Genomic DNA, 18,396 nt, shown 5'->3' on the forward strand with positions numbered 1-18,396 from the left:
CCACGCGGGCCTGGCCTGCGGCAGCGCCGCGCGCTGGCGCGCCGGAGTCAAGAGCGACGGGCCGGCGCCGCGAATTGTGATCACCGTGACGGGCGTGTCGCAACGCGAAGCGGTGCGCCGGACCCGGTAATGGGGATACCCTGCCGCCGTGAGGTCACCACGGCGCTGCTCCCGTAACGGCTGCCCCCGGCAAGCGGTCGCCACATTGACCTATGTCTACAACGAGTCGACCGCGGTGGTCGGCCCGCTGGCCGCCTTCGCAGAGCCGCACACCTACGACCTCTGTGAGCCGCACGCCCGCAGCCTGACCGCACCCCGGGGCTGGGACGTGGTACGCCACGAGGGTGAGTTCGAGCCGCCGCCGCCCACCACCGACGACCTGGTCGCCCTCGCCGAGGCGGTCCGGGAGGCGGCCCGCCCGGCTCCCCGCCCGCCTGAGGACGACCGCGAACAGCGGGCCCACTCGACCGGCCGGCGCGGCCACCTCCGGGTCATCCCGCCGAACCTCTGAGCGGGGCGGTCAGCCGAGCGGCACCTGGACCGCGACGTCGTGCTTCGGGTAGTAGCTCTCCACCCGGTCGGCGCCGTACTTGTCGCGGAACATCGCCACCACATGGTCGACCTGGTCCGGTTCGGTGATCGGGGTGGCGGGCGCGTTCACGGCCGTACCGTTCGCGGCCACCCGGATCATCGGCGTCCGGCTCACGTTCTTGTACCAGTCGCTGTCCGAGCCGGTCACCGGCACCAGGAACATGCTCTGTTCCTCCTGCACGAACCACACCGGGTGGCTGATCTGCCGTCCGCTCTTCCGCCCGGTCACGGTGATTTCGATTTCCTGCTCGCCGTCGAACGCGTCCATGACCGCCTCAGTGCTCACGCCAACCTCCGTCAAGCTCCCTGAGCTGCTCCTGATTGTCAGGCTAGGGAGCCGGACCGCGGCCCGGTGCCGGTTCGCCGAACACCCGCCCGGGGCGGGGCGCCCGGGTCAGTGCCTGAGGAAGCGGCCGAAGAGCGCCGCGCGTCGGGACGGGCGGCCGGTGCGGGCCTCGGACGCGTCGGCCGAGAACATCACCCGCAGGCCGGCGTTGACCGCGAGCCAGCGCATCGGCTCCGGCTCCCAGCGCGGCGACCGGTGGCCCACCCAGGGCAGCGCGGTCAGCTCACTCGGCACGCCCCGGATCAGGTCGGCGAGGGTGCGCCCGGCGAGGTTGGTCGTCGAGACCCCGTCGCCGACGTACCCGCCGGCCCAGGCGAGCCCGGTCGCCCGGTCCAGCCCGACGGACGCCGACCAGTCGCGGGCGACGCCGAGCGGGCCACCCCAGCGGTGGGTCAGCGGCACGTCCGGGCCGAGCACCGGGAAGAGGTCGCCGAGGGTACGCCGCAGCGCCGCGAAGACCGCCGGCTCGCGGTCGTAGCCGGGCCGGACCCGGGAGCCGAAGTGGTACGGGGCGCCGCGCCCGCCGAAGGCCAGCCGGCCGTCCGCGGTGCGCTGCCCGTAGATGATCACGTGCCGATGGTCGGAGAACGTCTCCCGCTCGGCCAGCCCGATCCGCGCCCAGGTCGGCTCTGGCAGCGGCTCGGTGGCGACCATCAGCGAGTAGACCGGCACCACGGCGCGCCGCTGGCCGGGCAGCGCCGGCGTGTACCCCTCGGTGGCGCGGACCACCACGGGCGCGCGGACCACCCCGGTGGGGGTGAGCACCCGACCCGGACTCAGCTCGCGGACCGGCGTCCGTTCGTGGATGGTCACCCCGAGCCGCTCCACCGCCCGGGCCAGGCCCCGGGCCAGCTTCGCCGGGTGCACCGCCGCGCAGTGCGGCGTGTACGTCCCGCCGCGTACCCCCTCGGCGGCGCAGCGGGCGGCGGCCTCGCCGGCATCAAGCAGCGCCAGGTCCGCCGGGCCGAAACCGAAGGCCCGCGCCTCGTCGACCGCGGCCCGGGCCCGGCCGAGCTGGGCGTCGCTGCGGGCGAGCACCACCGTCCCGCCGGGCGCCCAGTCGCAGTCGATGCCCTCGGCCGACACCACGCGCCCCACCTCGCGCACCGTCTCCTGCATGGCCCGCTGCATTGCGATCGCCGCGTCCGGGCCGTGCCGGCGGGCCAGCCCGGTGAGCGAGGTGGGGAAGAGCGCCGAGCACCAGCCGCCGTTGCGCCCGGACGCCCCGAAGCCGGCGATCTCCTGCTCCAGCACCGTGATCCGCAGCGTCGGGTCGGCGCGGGCCAGGTAGTAGGCCGTCCAGAGCCCGGTGTAGCCGGCGCCGACGATCACCACGTCGGCGTCGGCGTCGCCGGGCAACGACGGACGCGGCGTGAGCGGATCGTCCACCGTGGAGAGCCAGAACGACAGGTCCTGATAGCGCATCAGCACTCCGGTGCGTCGGCCGAGGGCGTCGACGCGCCGGTCATAGGCGCTGCCATGCCTCGGTGAGCACGGCACGCAGGATCTGCTCGATCTCGTCGAACTGCTGCTGCTCGGCGATCAGCGGCGGGGCGAGCTGCACCACCGGGTCGCCCCGGTCGTCGGCGCGGCAGTAGAGGCCGGCCTGGAAGAGCGCGGTGGAGAGGAAGCCGCGCAGCAGCCGCTCCGACTCGGCCTCGTCGAAGGTCTCCCGGGTCGCCTTGTCCTTGACCAGCTCGATGCCGTAGAAGTAGCCGTCGCCCCGCACGTCGCCGACGATCGGCAGGTCGTTGAGCTTCTCCAGGGTGGCGCGGAACGCCCCCTCGTTGGCGCGGACGTGCCCGACCAGGTCCTCGCGGGCGAAGACCTCCAGGTTGGCCAGCGCCACCGCGCAGGAGACCGGGTGACCGCCGAAGGTCACCCCGTGGGCGAACATGCCGGTCTCGCTGAGGAACGGCTCCATCAGCCGGTCACTGGCGATCATCGCGCCGAGCGGCGCGTAGCCGGAGGTGATGCCCTTCGCGGTGGTGATGATGTCCGGCTGGTAGCCGTAGCGGAGGGCCCCGAAGTACTCGCCGAGCCGGCCCCACGAGCAGATCACCTCGTCGGAGACGAGCAGCACGTCGTACGCATCGCAGATCTCGCGGACCCGCTCGAAGTAGCCGGGCGGCGGCGGGAAGCAGCCGCCGGAGTTCTGCACCGGCTCCAGGAAGACCGCGGCCACGGTGTCCGGGCCTTCCCGCTCGATCGCCCGACCGATCTCGTCGGCGGCCCAGCGACCGAACGCCTCGGGCGAGTCACCGTGCTCAGGGGCGCGGTAGAAGTTGGTGTTCGGCACCTTGATGCCGCCCGGGACCAGCGGCTCGAAGTCGCTCTTGATGCCCGGCAGGCCGGTGATCGACAGGGCGCCCATGGAGGTGCCGTGGTAGGCGATGTAGCGGCTGACCACCTTGTGCTTGTTGGGCTGGCCGGTGCGCTTGAAGTAGGCGCGGGCGAGCTTCCACGCCGCCTCCACCGCCTCGGAGCCGCCGGTGGTGAAGAAGACCCGGTTCAGGTCGCCCGGGGTCAGCGTGGCGATCTTCTCGGCCAGCTCGACCGCCTTCGGGTGGGCGTAGGACCAGAGCGGGAAGTAGGCCAGCTCGCCCGCCTGCTTGGCGGCCGCCTCGGCCAGCTCGGTGCGGCCGTGGCCGGCGTTGACGACGAAGAGGCCGGCGAGCCCGTCCAGGTAGCGGCGCCCTTGGGAGTCCCAGATGTACGCGCCCTCGCCGCGCACGATGGTCGGTACCTCGCCGGCGGAGTAGCTCGCCATCCGGGTGAAGTGCATCCAGAGGTGGTCGGTGGCGTTGGCCATGTCAGCCCCATCGGTCGTCGGGCCGGTTCAAGGGGTGACGCCGGCCGCTCTGCCCACGGTTATCGCACAGCCCGACCCGGAAAGGCAAGTGGTATCGGTGGCGTTCTGGCGGTACGACAACGGATTTAGCGAGCCCGTACGTTGATGGCAACGGAATCCGTATCGCTATTTCACCCCCCGGATCTGCCGTGATCCGCTCGGCGCGGGCGGCGACCGACCCTGGTTCGGCCTCTTTGCGGGTGCGAGGGTGTAGCTGATCCACTCGGGCTTACGGAAGTCGGGGCGTTGGGGCGGCGCGTTTACCGCGACTTCCCGGACGTCGAGTGGATCGAGCGGCCGAGCGTCAGGCCGTACCCCAGGTGTAGGTCTGCTTGCGGAGCTTGAGATAGACGAACGCCTCGGTGGAGAGCACGCCCTCGACGGCCCGCAGCCGTTGCAGGATCTCCAGCAGGTGGTCGTCGTTGCGGCAGACCACCTCGGTGAGCAGGTCGAACGAGCCGGCGGTGATGACCACGTAGTCGACCTCCACCAGTTCGGCCAGGCGGTCGGCCACCGCCTCCAGGTCGCCGTCGGTGCGCAGGCCGATCATCGCCTGCCGGGGGAAGCCGAGCTGGAGCGGATCGGTGACCGCGACGATCTGCATCACCCCGGCGTCGAGCAGCCGCTGGACCCGCTGGCGTACGGCGGCCTCGGAGAGCCCGACGGCCTTGCCGATGGTGGCGTACGGCCGGCGCCCGTCCTCCTGGAGCTGCTCGATGATCTGCTTGGCAACATCATCGAGCAGAGCGTGGCTGGCGCCGTCACGGACGGTGACCCGCCGCCCGCCGTTGCCGTTCTCCTGCTGCCGGTTCGTCATCGACCGCTCCCCATGTCCGTTCCCGCGCGGTTAGCCTAGTGCCTCGCGCAGTCTGGCGTATTTCGTCGTCTAGAGCTAATCCCGCAACGGAATCCCTTGTAAGGAAGGTCACCTCATGTCAGGATCAGTCGTCAATCGCACCTGACCCTCCCGCCGGCGCCGTCACCCCCGTCCCCGCCGCCGACGATGACCCCCTTTAAGGAGTCGTCACATGCGTAGTCCCCTCCGGCCCCTTTCCCGGCGCGGCCTGCTCACCGGCACCCTCGGCTCGGCCACGATGCTCGCCGTCGGCGGCGCCCTCACCGGCTGCGGCACCAAGGGCGCCCAGCAGACCGAAGCCGGTTGCGTCAGCGAAGACCTCTCCGGCACGGAGAAGAAGCTCGCCTTCTCGAACTGGCCGCAGTACATGGACGTGGACGAGAAGGACGAGTCGAAGCGACCCACCCTCGACGCGTTCATCGCCAAGAGCGGCATCCAGGTCACGTACACCGAGGACGTCAACGACAACAACGAGTTCTTCGGCAAGGTGCAGAACCAGCTCGCCGGCTGTCAGCCCACCGAGCGCGACATCATGACCCTCACCGACTGGATGGCCGCCCGGATGATCCGGCTCGGCTGGATCCAGAAGCTCGACAAGTCCAAGATGCCCAACGTCGAGGCCAACCTGCTGCCGTCGCTGAAGGGCCGCACCTTCGACAAGGACAACCAGCTCGCCATCCCGTGGCAGTCGGGCCTGGCCGGCCTCGCCTACAACGGCAAGGTCGCCAAGGAGATCCGGACCGTCGACGAGCTGCTCACCCGCCCCGACCTCAAGGGCAAGGTGACCGCGCTGTCGGAGATGCGCGACACGATGGGCCTGCTGCTCCAGTCGAACGGCCACGACCCGTCGAACTTCACCGCGGCGCAGTTCGACGACGCGCTCAACAAGCTGAAGAAGGCGGTCGACTCCGGCCAGATCCGCAAGTTCACCGGCAACGACTACGCGCCCGACCTGGCCAAGGGCGACATCGCCGCGTGCGTCGGCTGGTCCGGCGACGTCATCCAGCTCGGCTTCGAGGACGAGAAGGTCAAGTTCGTGGTGCCCGAGTCCGGCGTGATGCTCTGGTCGGACAACATGCTGGTGCCGAACAAGGCCACGCACAAGGGCAACGCCGAGCAGCTCATGAACTACTACTACGAGCCGGCGGTCGCCGCCCAACTGGCCGCGTACGTGAACTACATCTGCCCCGTGCAGGGCGCGCAGGCCGAGATGGAGAAGATCGACCCGGAGCTGGCCGCCAACCCGCTGATCTTCCCGGACGACGCGATGCTGTCGAAGTCCAAGGTCTTCATGGCCCTGGACGAAAAGCAGGAGCGCGAGTACGAAAGCAAGTTCCAGCAGGTCATCGGGGCCTGACGACGGGATGGGCGGGATGACAGTGGGACGCGAGACTCCGGCCGGCGACCTGCGGCTGGCCAACCTCACCAAACGGTTCGGCATCTTCACCGCGGTGGACGACCTGAGCCTCACCATCCCGCAGGGGTCGTTCTTCGCCCTGCTCGGGGCGTCCGGGTGCGGCAAGACCACCACGCTCCGGATGATCGCCGGCCTGGAGGAGCCGACCAGCGGGCAGGTGCTGCTCGGCGACCGGGACATCGCCCGGCTGCGCCCGTACAAGCGGCCGGTGAACACGGTCTTCCAGAGCTACGCGCTCTTTCCGCACCTGAACATCTTCGAGAACGTGGCCTTCGGGCTGCGCCGGCGCGGCATCCGCTCGGTCGACGACGAGGTCATGCGGATGCTGTCGCTGGTGCAGCTCGACGACTACGGCAGCCGCCGGCCGGCCCAACTCTCCGGCGGGCAGCAGCAGCGGGTCGCGTTGGCCCGCGCCCTGATCAACCAACCGCAGGTGCTGTTGCTGGACGAGCCCCTCGGTGCGCTCGACCTGAAGCTGCGCCGGCAGATGCAGATCGAGCTGAAGCGGATCCAGACCGAGGTCGGCATCACCTTCGTGCACGTCACCCACGACCAGGAGGAGGCCATGACGATGGCCGACACGGTCGCGGTGATGAACGCCGGCCGGATCGAACAGCTCGGCGCGCCGGCCGACATCTACGAGTACCCGGCCACCGCGTTCGTGGCGAACTTCCTCGGCCAGTCGAACCTGCTGGCCGGCGAGGCCGCCGGCACCACCGGCAGTGAGGTGCCGGTGACCGCCCACGGCGCCCGCTACTCGGTGCCCGCCGACCGGGCCCGCGCCGACCGCGGGCCGGTCCACCTGGGCGTACGCCCGGAGAAGCTGCACCTGGTCGACTCCGTCGACCAGGTCCCCGCCGGCCACCAGCACGTCACCGGGGTGGTCACCGACGCCTCCTACGTCGGGGTCAGCACCCAGTACCTGCTGCGCACCGGATGGGGCAGTGAGCTGTCGGTCTTCGCCGCCAACAGCGGCGCGACCTCACGGCTGGCCGTCGGCGTCGAGGCGGTTGCGCACTGGGATCCGCGGCACGCCTTCCTGCTGCCGCGGGAGCCGGGCGAGACCGACCGGACCGCGCCAGTACTGGACGAGCCGGTCGGTGTGACGCCATGAGCCTCGCGCACATGACCACCGGGCAGCCGGCGGCGGTCCCGCCGCCGGCCGCCCGGCGCGGGCGGCACCGGTTGCTGCCGTACCTGCTGCTGCTTCCCGGCGGGGCCTGGCTCTTCGTCTTCTTCGCCGTGCCACTGTTCCAGCTCGCGGCGGCGAGCCTCTACGACCCCACCGGCTCGCTCTCCACCGGGTACGCACTGACGTGGGCGTTCGGCAACTACCCGGACGCGCTGACGGCGTACTGGCCGCAGTTCGCCCGGTCGTTCCTCTACGCCGGGCTGGGATTGGTGCTCGCCCTGCTGATGGGCTACCCGCTGGCGTACGCGATCGCGCAGAAGGCCGGCCGGTGGAAGAACCTGCTGCTGGTCTGCGTGGTCGCGCCGATGTTCACCAGCTTCCTGGTCCGCACGCTGGCCTGGAAGACGATCCTGTCGGACAACGGCTGGCTCGTCGGGTTGCTGCGCGACATCCACCTGCTCGGGCCGGACGGCCGGCTGCTGGCCACGCCGTTCGCGGTGGTGCTCGGCCTGACGTACAACTTCCTGCCGTTCCTGGTGCTGCCGCTCTACGCCAGCCTGGAACGGCTGGACTACCGGCTGCTCGAGGCGGCGAGCGACCTGTACGCGAGCCCCGTCCGGGCGTTCCGCAAGGTCACCCTGCCGCTCTCCATGCCCGGCCTGGTCGCCGGCACGCTGCTCTTCTTCATCCCGGCCAGCGGTGACTACATCAACGCCGAACTGCTCGGCACGCCGAACGAATACATGATCGGCAACGTCATCGACTCGGCGTTCCTGGTCCGGCTCGACTACCCGCAGGGCGCGGCGCTGTCGTTCCTGCTGATGGCGGCGATCCTCGCGGTGGTCTTCGTCTACCTGCGCCGAGCCGGCACGGAGGAGGTCCTGTGAGGTTCTCCCGTTGGCTGGCTGACCGTTGGGTGATGGGCCTGGCGCTGCTGGTGCTCGGCTACCTGTCGCTGCCGATCGTGGTGGTGGCCGGGCTGTCGTTCAACCGCCCGTCCAGCCGGCTCTCCTACGACTTCAACGAGTTCACCCTCGACAACTGGCGCAACCCGTGTGCCACCTCCGACATGTGCGACGCGGTGCTGCGCAGCGTGCAGATTGGCTTCATCGCCACCGTGGTCGCCACGCTGCTCGGCACGCTGATGGCGTTCGCGCTGGTCCGGCACCGCTTCCGTGGCCGGGCCGGGATCAACGTGCTGATCTTCCTGCCGATGGCCACCCCGGAGCTGGTGATGGGCACCTCGCTGCTCGCCCTCTTCGTCTCCGCCGGGGTGCCGCAGGGCTTCTGGACCATCGTCATCGCGCACGTGATGTTCTGCGTCTCGTTCGTGGTGGTCACCGTCAAGGCGCGGCTGGCCGGGATGGACTCCCGGCTGGAGGAGGCCGCGATGGACCTCTACGCCAACGAGTGGCAGACCTTCCGGCGGATCACCCTGCCGCTGGTGCTGCCCGGCATCGTGGCCGCCGCGCTGCTCGCCTTCTCGTTGAGCTTCGACGACTTCATCATCACGAACTTCAACGCCGGCACCACCGTCACCTTCCCGATGTACGTCTGGGGCGCCGCCCAGCGGGGCATCCCGCCGCAGGTCAACGTCATCGGCACGGCGATGTTCGTGATCGCGCTGCTGCTGGTGCTGGCCAGCACGCTGCGCGGCCGGCGGACCCGCCGGGCCGCCCTGCCGGTCAGCCCGGTGGGCGGCGGAACCGGCCGGCGCCCGTCATGACCCGCCCCGGCATCGGCCGGGCCCTGGCCGACGCGGCGCCCGTGCCGTACTGGCTGGACCGCCCGGAACGGCCCGACCCGCTCCCGCCGCTGCACGGCACGCACACCGCCGACCTGCTCGTCGTCGGCGGCGGTTACAGCGGGCTCTGGACCGCGCTGCTGGCCAAGCGGGACGACCCGGGCCGGGACGTGCTCCTGGTCGACGCGGGCACCTGCGGCTGGGCGGCGTCCGGACGCAACGGCGGGTTCTGCGCCGCCTCGCTCACCCACGGTCTGGCCAACGGGGTCGAGCGGTTCCCCGGCGAGATCGACGAGTTGGAACGGCTCGGCCGGGAGAACCTCGACGCCATCGCCGCGACCGTCGCCGAGTTCGGCATCGACTGCGACTTCGAGCGCACCGGCGAACTCGCGGTCGCCGTCGAGCCGTACCAGCTCGACGGGCTCGCCGAGGAGGCTGAGCTGGCCCGCCGCTACGGCCACGAAGTGCGGCTGCTCGACGCCGACGAGGTACGCGCCGAGGTCGACTCGCCGACGTACCTCGGCGGAATGTGGGACCGCGACCGGGTGGCCATGCTCGACCCGGCGAAGCTCGCCTGGGGGCTGCGCCGGGCCTGCCTCAGCCTCGGGGTGCGGATCGCCGAGCACACCCGGGTGACCGGGCTGCGCCGCGACGGGGCCGCGCTACGGGCCAGCACCGCCGGTGGCCGGGACGCCGCACCCGGGCACGTCCGCGCCCGGCAGGTCGTGCTCGCCACGAACGCGTTCCCGCCGCTGCTGCGCCGGCTGCGCTCCTGGCTGGTGCCGGTCTACGACTACGCGCTGATGACCGAGCCGCTCGGCGAGGACGAGCGGAAGTCGATCGGCTGGGCGAACCGTCAGGGTCTCGCGGACACCGGCAACCAGTTCCACTACTACCGCATCACCACCGACGGACGGATCCTCTTCGGCGGGTACGACGCCGTCTACCACTACGGCAACCGGACCACCCCGGCCCTGGAGCAGCGCTGGGACACCTTCAACGCCCTCGCCGACCACTTCTTCACCACGTTCCCGCAGCTGGACGGTCTGCAGTTCAGCCACCGGTGGGGCGGGGTGATCGACACCTGCACCCGGTTCTGCCCGTTCTTCGGCACCGCCTACGACGGGCGGCTGGCGTACGCGGCCGGCTACACCGGCCTCGGCGTCGGGGCCACCCGGTTCGGCGCCCGGGTGATGCTCGACCTGCTCGCCGGCGGGGACACCCCGCTGACCCGGCTCGACCTGGTGCGCAGCGCGCCACTGCCGTTCCCGCCGGAGCCGTTCCGCGCGGCCGGCATCAACCTCACCCGCTGGTCGCTCGCCCGCGCCGACGCGCGCGAGGGGCGGCGCAACCTTTGGCTCCGTACGCTCGATCGTCTTGGTTTGGGGTTCGATTCCTGATGCGCATCCTGCTCGTCGGCGCCGGTGGCGTCGGCTCCGCCGCCGTATCCATCGCCGCCCGCCGCTCCTTCTTCGAAACGATGGTGGTCGCCGACTACGACCTGGGCCGGGCGAGCCGGGCCATCGCCGAACACGACGGTCGGTTCGTCGCCGCGCCGGTGGACGCCTCGTCGGCGGAGGCCGTCGCCGCGCTCTGCCGGGAGCACCGGATCACCCATGTGCTCAACGCCGTCGATCCGCGCTTCGTCCTGCCTATCTTCGAGGGCGCCTTCGCGGCCGGGGCCGACTACCTGGACATGGCGATGTCGCTGTCCCGCCCGCACCCCACGCACCCGCACGCGGAGACCGGGGTGAAGCTCGGCGACGAGCAGTTCGCGCACGCCGATGAGTGGGCCACCGCCGGCCGGCTGGCCGTCTGCGGCATCGGCGTCGAGCCCGGGCTCTCCGACGTCTTCGCCCGCTACGCCGCCGAGGCGCTCTTCGCCGAGATCGACGAGATCGGGGTACGCGACGGCGCGAACCTCACCGTCGACGGCTACGACTTCGCCCCGTCCTTCTCCATCTGGACGACCATCGAGGAGTGCCTTAACCCGCCGGTGGTCTGGGAGGCCGACCGCGGCTGGTACACCACAGCGCCCTTCTCCGAGCCGGAGGTCTTCGAGTTTCCCGAGGGGATCGGCCCGGTCGAGTGCGTCAACGTGGAGCACGAGGAGGTGCTGCTCATTCCGCGCTGGGTCGACGCGAAGCGGGTCACCTTCAAGTACGGCCTCGGCGACGAGTTCATCGAGGTGCTCAAGACGCTGCACAAGCTGGGACTGGACTCGACCGCGCCGGTCCGGGTCGGCGGCGCCGCGGTGTCGCCCCGGGACGTGGTGGCCGCCTGCCTGCCCGACCCGGCCACCCTGGGCGATCGGATGCGTGGCAAGACCTGCGCCGGCACCTACGTCACCGGCACCGGCGTCGACGGCCGCCCCCGGCGGGTCTACCTCTACCACGTGGTCGACAACGAGTGGTCGATGAAGGAGTACGGCCACCAGGCGGTGGTCTGGCAGACCGCGGTCAACCCGGTGGTGGCGCTGGAGCTGCTCGCCAACGGGGACTGGGCCGGGACCGGCGTGCTCGGCCCGGAGGCGCTGCCGCCGAGACCCTTCCTGGATCTCCTGACCGGATACGGCTCACCCTGGGGGATGCAGGAGCGATGAGTCGCTACGGAGCCATGTACGGGCCCGACCTGACCTTCCTCGGGGTGTCCGGGTGTGACCTGTCCGAGCCGGCGTCGTTCGCCGACGCGGACGTGGTGATCGTCGGGGCGCCGTTCGACGGCGGCACCTCGCACCGGCCGGGCACCCGGTTCGGGCCGTCGGCCATCCGGCAGGCCTGCTACCTGCCGCACGACGGCTCCCGCCCCTCGCTGGCGCTGCGCGTCGACGGCCTGCAGGACCTTCGGGTGTATGACGCCGGCGACGTGGAGATGTTCGCCGGCGACATCGAGCGGTCGCTGGGCGCCCTCGAAGCCGCGGTGTACGCGGTCGCCTCGTCGGGCGCGATCCCGATCGTGCTCGGCGGCGACCACTCCATCGCCCTGCCCGACGCCACGGGGGTGGCCCGGAAGCACGGGCTGGGCCGGGTGTCGCTGGTGCACTTCGACGCGCACGCCGACACCGGCGACATCGAGTTCGGCAGCCTGCACGGGCACGGCCAGCCGATGCGCCGGCTCATCGAGTCCGGGGCGGTGCGTGGCGACCGGTTCCTCCAGATCGGACTGCGCGGCTATTGGCCCGGCCCCGAGACGCTGTCCTGGATGGCGGAGCAGCGGATGCGCTCGTACGAGATGACCGAACTGGTGGCCCGGGGGCTCGACGACTGCCTGTCGGAGGCCTTCGCGATCGCCACGGACGAGTGCGAGGGGGTGTTCCTATCCGTCGACGTGGACGTGGTCGACCCGGGCATGGCGCCGGGCACTGGCACGCCCGAGCCGGGCGGGCTCACCTCCCGCCAACTGCTCGACGCGGTCCGCCGCTGCTGCTACGAACTGCCCGTGGTCGGAGTGGACGTGGTCGAGGTCGCCCCGCCGTACGACCACGCCGACATCACCGCGTACCTGGGCAACCGGGTGGTGCTGGAGGCGCTGTCGGCGATCGCCCGCCGCCGCCGCGACGCCGCCGGCGGCCCACCCTGGGATCCCCGCCAGCCCCTGCTCGACGGCCGCTGACCACGCGGGCGGGCGGCGGGGTGGCGGGCGGCGGGCGGCGGGGCGGCGGGGCGGCGGGCGGCGAGGCGATAATCGGTCGATGGGCCAGACCACCGCCGGGCAGTCGTCACCAACCCGCCGCCCTGATGCGCGCGCTGCCATCCTGGTCACGCTCGGCTGGTACGCCGTGGTCATCGCGGCCGGCTTCGGCGGGGCCGCCCTGCTCTCCGGGGCCGTACCGGCCGGCTGCGGCGAGGAGTGCACCTCGGAGCGGGACGGCTGGCTGCTCTTCGGCCTCTACACCGTGACGCCGGCGCTGTTCGTGGCGATGCTGGTCAGCCTCGTCCTGCTCCGGCTGACGGCCACCCGTCTGCGCTCCGCCCTCGCGGCCGGCACGCTCTCCGCCGTACCCGTGCTGCTGCTCGCCGGCGGCCTGGCCGCCCTCATCCTGCGGTAGTCCCGACTCCGCCGCGATCGGCTCGGTCTCCGGTGGCCAATCGGATCGTGACCGAGGGCGAGTTGCTGAGCCAGCAACCACTTTCGGTGGCGACCGCTACCCGCGCTTCCTCCATCTTCGACGGTCGTTGCAGGTGAAGCGGCAGGTAGGGGGACCTCCGCAGCGCCTGTGACGACGAGACTCGCGGCGTGACACATCAACCGCCACCATTTCCCCCGACGCCGGGCGGGTTCGTCGTACCGCCCCGCCCGAACTGGTTCCGCCGGCTGAGTCCCGCGCAGCGGGCCCTGACGATCGTCGGCGCCGCAGCGCTGTCGCTCGTGTTGCTCTGCTGCGGCGGGACGACCGTCATCGCCGCCGTGTTCGGGGATCCGAAACCGAGCCCGTCGAGTAACGCCGCAGCTCAGCAGGGAGAGCCGATCGTCGCCGCGCCGAACGGCGAGCCGACGAGCGAGGCCCCGGCGCTGCCAACCGAGACCGCCAGCCCGTCGCCGTCCGCGACGTCCTCCACGCCGCCGCCCGCCGCCCAGCCCAGCCCGAAGGTGGAGACGCGCACCGTCACCGAGACGGCGACCATCAGGTACGGCCAGCGCACGGTGAAGGACCCCAATCTGGCCGAGGGCAGGCGGGTCACCCGGACCGACGGTGTGAACGGGGTGCGCACGCTGACCTACCAGGTGACCCTGACCGACGGCGTGCAGACCGCCAAGAAGCTGGTCAAGTCCGTGGTCACCAGGAAGCCGGTCACCCAGGTCGTCGCGGTCGGCACCAAGCCCGCGTCGAACTGCGACCCCAACTACAGCGGCTGCGTCCCGATCGCCAGCGACGTCGACTGTGTCGGGGGCGGTGGCAACGGCCCCAAATACGTGACCGGCCCCGTCAAGGTCATCGGCAACGACATCTACGACCTGGACCGAGACAACGACGGCTACGGCTGCGACTAACCCCCCGCCCTGCCCCGCCCCTCGCGCCGTCGATCATGCAGTTGTGGTGCCAGTTTGTTGGTGATCCGGGGCTTTGCGAGGCACCACAACTGCATGATCGAGGCAGGGGTGGGTGTGGGAGTAGCACAGCGGGGGTCGGGGCGGGGGGGTTTCCACAGGAGGGTGGGTTGTCCACAGGGGCGCCTGCTCGGGGTCGAGTGGAGTGCTGGGGTGCGGCAGCGTGCCGGGGTATGTCAGAGCTGTACCGCTACTCGGACCTGTTGAGATCGGGCGTCACCCGGGAGCAGGTGCGACAACGTCTCGAGGCTGGGCAGCTGGGTCGGCTGTCGAGAGGGGTCTACGGGCCGGCTGACGATCCCATCCGCCGCCTGCCGGCGCTCTTCCGGCGGCTCCCCGAAGGAGCTGTCGTCGGGTTCTCCACCGGCGCTCAACTGCACGGCTTCGGGGAGGTCCGCGGAGACGTCCACGTGATCGTGCCCGCCGGTGTGGTCGTACCGAGGATCAGAGGCATCGTCGTCCACGAGGCCGTGCTGCCGGTTCGGGGCGCGGTACGGCTGGCCGGAGTGCACTGCGCACCGGCTGCTCGATGTGCCGTCGACCTTGCCCGGACGGTGCGCCGGATGGATGCGATGCCGTTGCTGGACCTGTGTCTGCGGGTGGGCGCGTGCCGGCCGGAGGAGCTTCTGACCGAGGTCATGCGGCATGCCCGGCTGCGCGGCGTATGCCAGGCAAGGCAACTGGTCCGGCTCGCCGACCCGCGTTCGGAGTGTCGGCAGGAGAGCCAGTTGCGGCTTCTGCTGATCGATGGCGGCCTGCCCGCACCCGAGCCCCAGTTGTGGGTACGGGACAGGAACGGCATCCCGCTCTACCGGCTTGATCTCGGCTACCGGACGCGCCGCGTCGGCGTCGAGTACGACGGCCGGACCCACCTCGATCGCGACCGCCTCCGGCGTGACCGATCACGCATGAACTGGCTCGCGGCCAACGGATGGCGGTTGCGCTACTTCACCGACGTGGACCTCTACCAACAACCGCAACAGATCCTCGCCACCATCACCCCGCTCCTCCACCCCTGACCCCGCCCCTGCCCGGTCGATCTTGCAGTTGTGGTGCCTCACAAAAAGAGCGAACCGCTAGCAAACAGGCACCACAACTGCAAGATCGCCGGGGGCGGGGGCGGGGGCGGGGTAGGTGGGGCGGGCGGCTAGGTGGCCAGGTGGGAGCGGATCAGGAATCGCACGCCTTCGGGGGCTTCGAGGGAGAAGCCGCTGCCTCGGCCGGGTACGACGTCGACGGTGAGGCAGGTGTGTTTCCACAGCTCCCACTGGCTCGTCGACATCCAGAACTCCACCGGCTCCGGCACGCCGTCGATCTGCAGCGACGCCAGCAGTACGTCGGAACCGCCGGTGCGGAACTCGCCGGCCGGGTAGCACATGGGGGCGCTGCCGTCGCAGCAGCCGCCGGACTGGTGGAACATCAGCGGTCCGTGCTGCTCCCGCAGTGACCGGAGCAGCACGGCCGCGGCCGGCGTCACGCCCACCGGGTCAGCCATCAGAAGAAGCCGAGCTTCTTGGGGGAGTAGCTGACCAGCAGGTTCTTCGTCTGCTGGTAGTGCTCCAGCATCATCTTGTGGTTCTCCCGGCCGATGCCGGACTGCTTGTACCCACCGAACGCGGCGTGCGCCGGGTAGGCGTGGTAGCAGTTCGTCCAGACCCGGCCGGCCTGGATCGCCCGACCCGCGCGGTAGGCCGTGTTCATGTCCCGGGTCCAGACACCCGCGCCGAGCCCGTAGAGCGTGTCGTTGGCGATCTTCACGGCGTCGTCGAGGTCGGCGAAGGAGGTCACCGAGACCACCGGACCGAAGATCTCCTCCTGGAAGACCCGCATCGAGTTGTCGCCCTCGAAGATGGTTGGTTCGACGTAGTAGCCGCCCGACAAGTCGCCACCCAGGTCCGCACGTGATCCGCCGGTCAGTATCTTCGCGCCCTCCTGTCGGCCGATGTCCAGGTAGGACAGGATCTTCTCCAACTGGTCGTTCGACGCCTGCGCGCCGATCATCGTGTCGGTGTCCAGCGGGTGCCCCTGCTTGATCGCCCCAGTGCGGGCGACGGCCGCGGCCAGGAAGTCCGAGTAGTGGCCCTGCTGGATCAACGCCCGGGACGGGCAGGTGCACACCTCACCCTGGTTGAGCGCGAACATCGTGAATCCTTCGAGCGCCTTGTCCAGGAAGTCGTCGGAAGCGGCGCTGACGTCGTCGAAGAAGAGGTTGGGGCTCTTGCCGCCCAGCTCCAGGGTGACCGGCTTGATGTTCTCGCTGGCGTACTGCATGATCAGCCGCCCGGTGGTGGTCTCGCCGGTGAACGCCACCTTGGCCACCCGCGGCGAGGAGGCCAGCGGCTTGCCCGCCTCGACGCCGAAGCCGTTGACCACGTTGACCACGCCGGGCGGCAGCAGGTCGGCCACGAGCGACAGCCAGTAGTGGATGGACGCGGGGGTCTGCTCGGCCGGCTTGAGCACCACGGCGTTGCCGGCGGCGAGGGCCGGGGCCAGCTTCCAGGTCGCCATGAGCAGCGGGAAGTTCCACGGGATGATCTGCCCGACCACGCCGAGCGGCTCGTGGAAATGGTAGGCGACGGTGTCGTCGTCCAACTCGCCGAGGGAGCCCTCCTGGGCCCGGATCGCCCCGGCAAAGTAGCGGAAGTGGTCGATGGCGAGCGGGATGTCGGCGGCCAGCGTCTCGCGTACCGGCTTGCCGTTCTCCCAGGTCTCGGCGATTGCCAGGGACTCCAGGTTCTCCTGCATCCGGTCGGCGATCCGGTTGAGGATCAGCGACCGTTCGGCGACCGAGGTGCGGCCCCACGCGTCGGCGGCGCCGTGCGCGGCGTCGAGCGCCTTCTCGACGTCGTCGGCGGTGCCCCGGGCCACCTCGCAGAAGGTCTGCCCGGTGACCGGGGTGGGGTTCTCGAAGTACCGTCCGCCGTGCGGCTTGACGTACTCGCCGCCGATGAAGTGGTCGTAGCGGGACTGCCAGTGGGTGGGCGCGTCATAGCGCGTCATGGTTACCTCCGCCGTCAAGGTGCGGTGACGGCGGCGACGCTAGTTTCGCCGACGTTGCAGCAACGTTGCGCGCGACAGGTCGTACTCCCCGGCGAGCTGTTGGATGCGGGCCACCGCCAGGGGCCGGCGCGGCGCGCCCGGCGGCAGCGCCCGGACCAACGCCTGCCAGGCGGCCAGGTCGTCGGCGCCGGCGGGCGTCGCGGTCCAGGCCGCGAGCAGCGCCGGGTCCGCGGCGGCCAGCACGGCCGCGCGGAGCTGGCCGTCGATCAACCGGCGCAGGCACGTAACGCCCGGTGCATCCGACCCGGGCAGCAGAGCGCCGGGGTACGCCTCGAGCGCGCCCGCTGGGTCGCCACGGTCGAGCAGTTCGACGACGGTACGGAAGTCGGCGCGCACCCTTGCCCGCAGCCGGTACGGGCGGGAGTCGAGCAGCTCCGGGCCGAGCACCCGGCGCAGCCGGGACAGCTCGGCGCGCAGGGTCACCGGGTGCAGCCGGTCGTCGCCGTACAGGTCGAGGCCGAGCTGTTCGCCGGTACGCCCTTCGGGGTGCTCGATCAGCAGCGCCAGCAGCTCGCTGTGCCGGCGGCCGAGCCGGAGCCGCCGCCCGTCGACGCGCAGCTCCGCCTCGTCCCGGCCGAGCGCGGCGACGGTGAGCACGCCCGGCTCGACCGGACCGTCGGCCACGAGCTGCGCCTCGGCGGCCCGGGCGGTGGCCCGCACCAGCGCCAGGCTCTGCGGGTTGGCCAGGTGATCGCCGCCGGTGATGTCGACCGCGCCGAGCAGCCGGCCGGTGCCCGGGTCGTGGATCGGCGCGGCGGCGCAGGTCCACCGCTGCACCGGCCGGCTGAAGTGTTCGGTGGCGAAGATCTGCACGCTGTGGTCGACCGCCAGGGCGGTGCCGGGGGCGTTGGTGCCGGCGTGCGCCTCGTCCCACCGGGCGCCGGGCACGAAGTTCATCCGCTCGGCGTGCCGGAGCACCCCGGGGTGCCCCTCCACCCAGAGCAGCCGCCCGTACGCGTCGCAGACCGCCATCAGGTGGGCGCCGTCCTGCGCGATGCCGCCGAGCAGGTCGCGGAAGAGCGGCAGCACCCGGGCCAGTGGGTGGGCGGACCGGTAGCTCTCCAGCACGTCGTCGGTCAGGTCGACCGGCGGGGTGGTCTCCGGGTCGAGCAGGGCCCCCGCCGAGCGGCGCCACGAGTTGGCGACCACGTCGCGCAGCCGCCGGTCGGTGCGTCGGGCCGCGTCCGGGCCGCCGGCGAGGAAGGCCTCGTGCGCGGCGCCGACCTGCGCGATCCGCTCCACCGGATCGACGCCGAATTCCAGGGCGAGCCACGGGTCGGCCATGGGCGACCTCCTCCGGCCCATCGTGACGCAGCTCACCCCCGAACGCCAAACGCCCGTGGTCGCGGG

At 71.2% G+C, this 18,396-nt stretch carries 18 protein-coding genes; 11 read left to right on the forward strand and 7 right to left on the reverse strand.

Going from position 1 to position 18,396, the window contains the following annotated elements:
- Positions 1 to 148: 148 nt before the first annotated feature.
- Entirely contained in the window at positions 149 to 511 is a 363-nt protein-coding gene (locus ACIBBA_RS06700; protein ID WP_396694456.1) for a DUF3499 domain-containing protein, read from the forward strand.
- A 9-nt stretch (positions 512 to 520) separates the two neighbouring features.
- Here ACIBBA_RS06700 and ACIBBA_RS06705 read toward each other — a convergent pair whose 3' ends face one another.
- The 4 genes from ACIBBA_RS06705 to ACIBBA_RS06720 form a co-directional block, all read right to left on the reverse strand.
- Positions 521 to 877: a nitroreductase/quinone reductase family protein gene (locus ACIBBA_RS06705; protein ID WP_350867142.1), complete on the reverse strand. Its 357-nt coding sequence runs from the start codon at positions 875 to 877 to the stop codon at positions 521 to 523.
- Between the two features lie 108 nt (positions 878 to 985).
- A complete protein-coding gene (locus ACIBBA_RS06710; protein ID WP_396694458.1) occupies positions 986 to 2,362 on the reverse strand; it encodes an NAD(P)/FAD-dependent oxidoreductase in 1,377 nt (458 codons plus the stop codon).
- A gap of 40 nt (positions 2,363 to 2,402) precedes the next feature.
- Complete coding sequence (locus ACIBBA_RS06715; RefSeq protein WP_396694460.1) at positions 2,403 to 3,749, reverse strand: aspartate aminotransferase family protein; 1,347 nt, start codon at positions 3,747 to 3,749, stop codon at positions 2,403 to 2,405.
- Between the two features lie 343 nt (positions 3,750 to 4,092).
- Positions 4,093 to 4,605, reverse strand: coding sequence for an Lrp/AsnC family transcriptional regulator (locus ACIBBA_RS06720; RefSeq protein WP_350868842.1), 513 nt, complete (start codon positions 4,603 to 4,605; stop codon positions 4,093 to 4,095).
- Positions 4,606 to 4,816: 211 nt separating this feature from the next.
- Here ACIBBA_RS06720 and ACIBBA_RS06725 point away from each other — a divergent pair, with 211 nt between their 5' ends.
- The 10 genes from ACIBBA_RS06725 (at position 4,817) to ACIBBA_RS06770 (ending at position 15,005) form a co-directional block, all read left to right on the forward strand.
- Positions 4,817 to 6,001 carry a PotD/PotF family extracellular solute-binding protein gene (locus ACIBBA_RS06725; RefSeq protein WP_396694463.1) on the forward strand — a complete coding sequence of 395 codons (1,185 nt, stop codon included), beginning with the start codon at positions 4,817 to 4,819 and terminating at the stop codon, positions 5,999 to 6,001.
- 16 nt (positions 6,002 to 6,017) lie between these two features.
- Positions 6,018 to 7,175: an ABC transporter ATP-binding protein gene (locus ACIBBA_RS06730; RefSeq protein WP_396694465.1), complete on the forward strand. Its 1,158-nt coding sequence runs from the start codon at positions 6,018 to 6,020 to the stop codon at positions 7,173 to 7,175.
- On the forward strand, positions 7,172 to 8,080 hold the full coding sequence (locus ACIBBA_RS06735; RefSeq protein ID WP_396694467.1) for an ABC transporter permease: 909 nt from the start codon (positions 7,172 to 7,174) through the stop codon (positions 8,078 to 8,080). Before ACIBBA_RS06730 ends, ACIBBA_RS06735 begins: the two co-directional genes overlap by 4 nt.
- Positions 8,077 to 8,919 (forward strand): ABC transporter permease, encoded by an 843-nt coding sequence (locus ACIBBA_RS06740; protein ID WP_396694469.1) that lies wholly within the window; start codon positions 8,077 to 8,079, stop codon positions 8,917 to 8,919. The genes ACIBBA_RS06735 and ACIBBA_RS06740 overlap by 4 nt, the downstream gene beginning before the upstream one ends.
- Entirely contained in the window at positions 8,916 to 10,337 is a 1,422-nt protein-coding gene (locus tag ACIBBA_RS06745; protein WP_396694471.1) for an NAD(P)/FAD-dependent oxidoreductase, read from the forward strand. The genes ACIBBA_RS06740 and ACIBBA_RS06745 overlap by 4 nt, the downstream gene beginning before the upstream one ends.
- Complete coding sequence (locus tag ACIBBA_RS06750) at positions 10,337 to 11,539, forward strand: saccharopine dehydrogenase family protein (protein WP_396694473.1); 1,203 nt, start codon at positions 10,337 to 10,339, stop codon at positions 11,537 to 11,539. The genes ACIBBA_RS06745 and ACIBBA_RS06750 overlap by 1 nt, the downstream gene beginning before the upstream one ends.
- A complete protein-coding gene (speB, locus tag ACIBBA_RS06755; RefSeq protein ID WP_396694475.1) occupies positions 11,536 to 12,549 on the forward strand; it encodes an agmatinase in 1,014 nt (337 codons plus the stop codon). Before ACIBBA_RS06750 ends, speB begins: the two co-directional genes overlap by 4 nt.
- A gap of 79 nt (positions 12,550 to 12,628) precedes the next feature.
- Positions 12,629 to 12,985: a hypothetical protein gene (locus tag ACIBBA_RS06760; RefSeq protein ID WP_396694477.1), complete on the forward strand. Its 357-nt coding sequence runs from the start codon at positions 12,629 to 12,631 to the stop codon at positions 12,983 to 12,985.
- Positions 12,986 to 13,173: 188 nt separating this feature from the next.
- A complete protein-coding gene (locus ACIBBA_RS06765; RefSeq protein ID WP_396694479.1) occupies positions 13,174 to 13,929 on the forward strand; it encodes a G5 domain-containing protein in 756 nt (251 codons plus the stop codon).
- A 467-nt stretch (positions 13,930 to 14,396) separates the two neighbouring features.
- Positions 14,397 to 15,005 carry a DUF559 domain-containing protein gene (locus tag ACIBBA_RS06770; protein WP_396694481.1) on the forward strand — a complete coding sequence of 203 codons (609 nt, stop codon included), beginning with the start codon at positions 14,397 to 14,399 and terminating at the stop codon, positions 15,003 to 15,005.
- 128 nt (positions 15,006 to 15,133) lie between these two features.
- Here the strand turns inward: ACIBBA_RS06770 and ACIBBA_RS06775 are convergent, their stop codons facing one another.
- Genes ACIBBA_RS06775 through ACIBBA_RS06785 form a run of 3 tightly spaced genes read right to left on the reverse strand, consistent with a single transcriptional unit; the run spans position 15,134 to position 18,330 of the window.
- Positions 15,134 to 15,481 (reverse strand): DUF779 domain-containing protein, encoded by a 348-nt coding sequence (locus ACIBBA_RS06775; protein WP_396694483.1) that lies wholly within the window; start codon positions 15,479 to 15,481, stop codon positions 15,134 to 15,136.
- A complete protein-coding gene (gene adh, locus ACIBBA_RS06780) occupies positions 15,481 to 16,986 on the reverse strand; it encodes an aldehyde dehydrogenase (RefSeq protein ID WP_396694485.1) in 1,506 nt (501 codons plus the stop codon). Before adh ends, ACIBBA_RS06775 begins: the two co-directional genes overlap by 1 nt.
- A 39-nt stretch (positions 16,987 to 17,025) precedes the next feature.
- Positions 17,026 to 18,330, reverse strand: a complete 1,305-nt coding sequence (locus ACIBBA_RS06785; RefSeq protein WP_396694487.1) for a GAF domain-containing protein — start codon at positions 18,328 to 18,330, stop codon at positions 17,026 to 17,028.
- Between the last annotated feature and the right edge of the window lie 66 nt (positions 18,331 to 18,396).

This window comes from Micromonospora sp. NPDC051006 (assembly GCF_044456245.1).
Lineage (GTDB): Bacteria > Actinomycetota > Actinomycetes > Mycobacteriales > Micromonosporaceae > Micromonospora.

What these genes read in the sequence shown, in the direction of transcription:
- ACIBBA_RS06775 (WP_396694483.1), bottom strand. Translation starts at nt 15,481, where the DNA reads ATGGCTGACCCGGTGGGCGTGACGCCGGCCGCGGCCGTGCTGCTCCGG.
- ACIBBA_RS06735 (WP_396694467.1), top strand. Translation starts at nt 7,172, where the DNA reads ATGAGCCTCGCGCACATGACCACCGGGCAGCCGGCGGCGGTCCCGCCG.
- ACIBBA_RS06785 (WP_396694487.1), bottom strand. Translation starts at nt 18,330, where the DNA reads ATGGCCGACCCGTGGCTCGCCCTGGAATTCGGCGTCGATCCGGTGGAG.
- ACIBBA_RS06720 (WP_350868842.1), bottom strand. Translation starts at nt 4,605, where the DNA reads ATGACGAACCGGCAGCAGGAGAACGGCAACGGCGGGCGGCGGGTCACC.
- ACIBBA_RS06750 (WP_396694473.1), top strand. Translation starts at nt 10,337, where the DNA reads ATGCGCATCCTGCTCGTCGGCGCCGGTGGCGTCGGCTCCGCCGCCGTA.
- ACIBBA_RS06760 (WP_396694477.1), top strand. Translation starts at nt 12,629, where the DNA reads ATGGGCCAGACCACCGCCGGGCAGTCGTCACCAACCCGCCGCCCTGAT.
- speB (WP_396694475.1), top strand. Translation starts at nt 11,536, where the DNA reads ATGAGTCGCTACGGAGCCATGTACGGGCCCGACCTGACCTTCCTCGGG.
- ACIBBA_RS06710 (WP_396694458.1), bottom strand. Translation starts at nt 2,362, where the DNA reads ATGCGCTATCAGGACCTGTCGTTCTGGCTCTCCACGGTGGACGATCCG.
- ACIBBA_RS06715 (WP_396694460.1), bottom strand. Translation starts at nt 3,749, where the DNA reads ATGGCCAACGCCACCGACCACCTCTGGATGCACTTCACCCGGATGGCG.
- ACIBBA_RS06730 (WP_396694465.1), top strand. Translation starts at nt 6,018, where the DNA reads ATGACAGTGGGACGCGAGACTCCGGCCGGCGACCTGCGGCTGGCCAAC.
- adh (WP_396694485.1), bottom strand. Translation starts at nt 16,986, where the DNA reads ATGACGCGCTATGACGCGCCCACCCACTGGCAGTCCCGCTACGACCAC.
- ACIBBA_RS06725 (WP_396694463.1), top strand. Translation starts at nt 4,817, where the DNA reads ATGCGTAGTCCCCTCCGGCCCCTTTCCCGGCGCGGCCTGCTCACCGGC.
- ACIBBA_RS06745 (WP_396694471.1), top strand. Translation starts at nt 8,916, where the DNA reads ATGACCCGCCCCGGCATCGGCCGGGCCCTGGCCGACGCGGCGCCCGTG.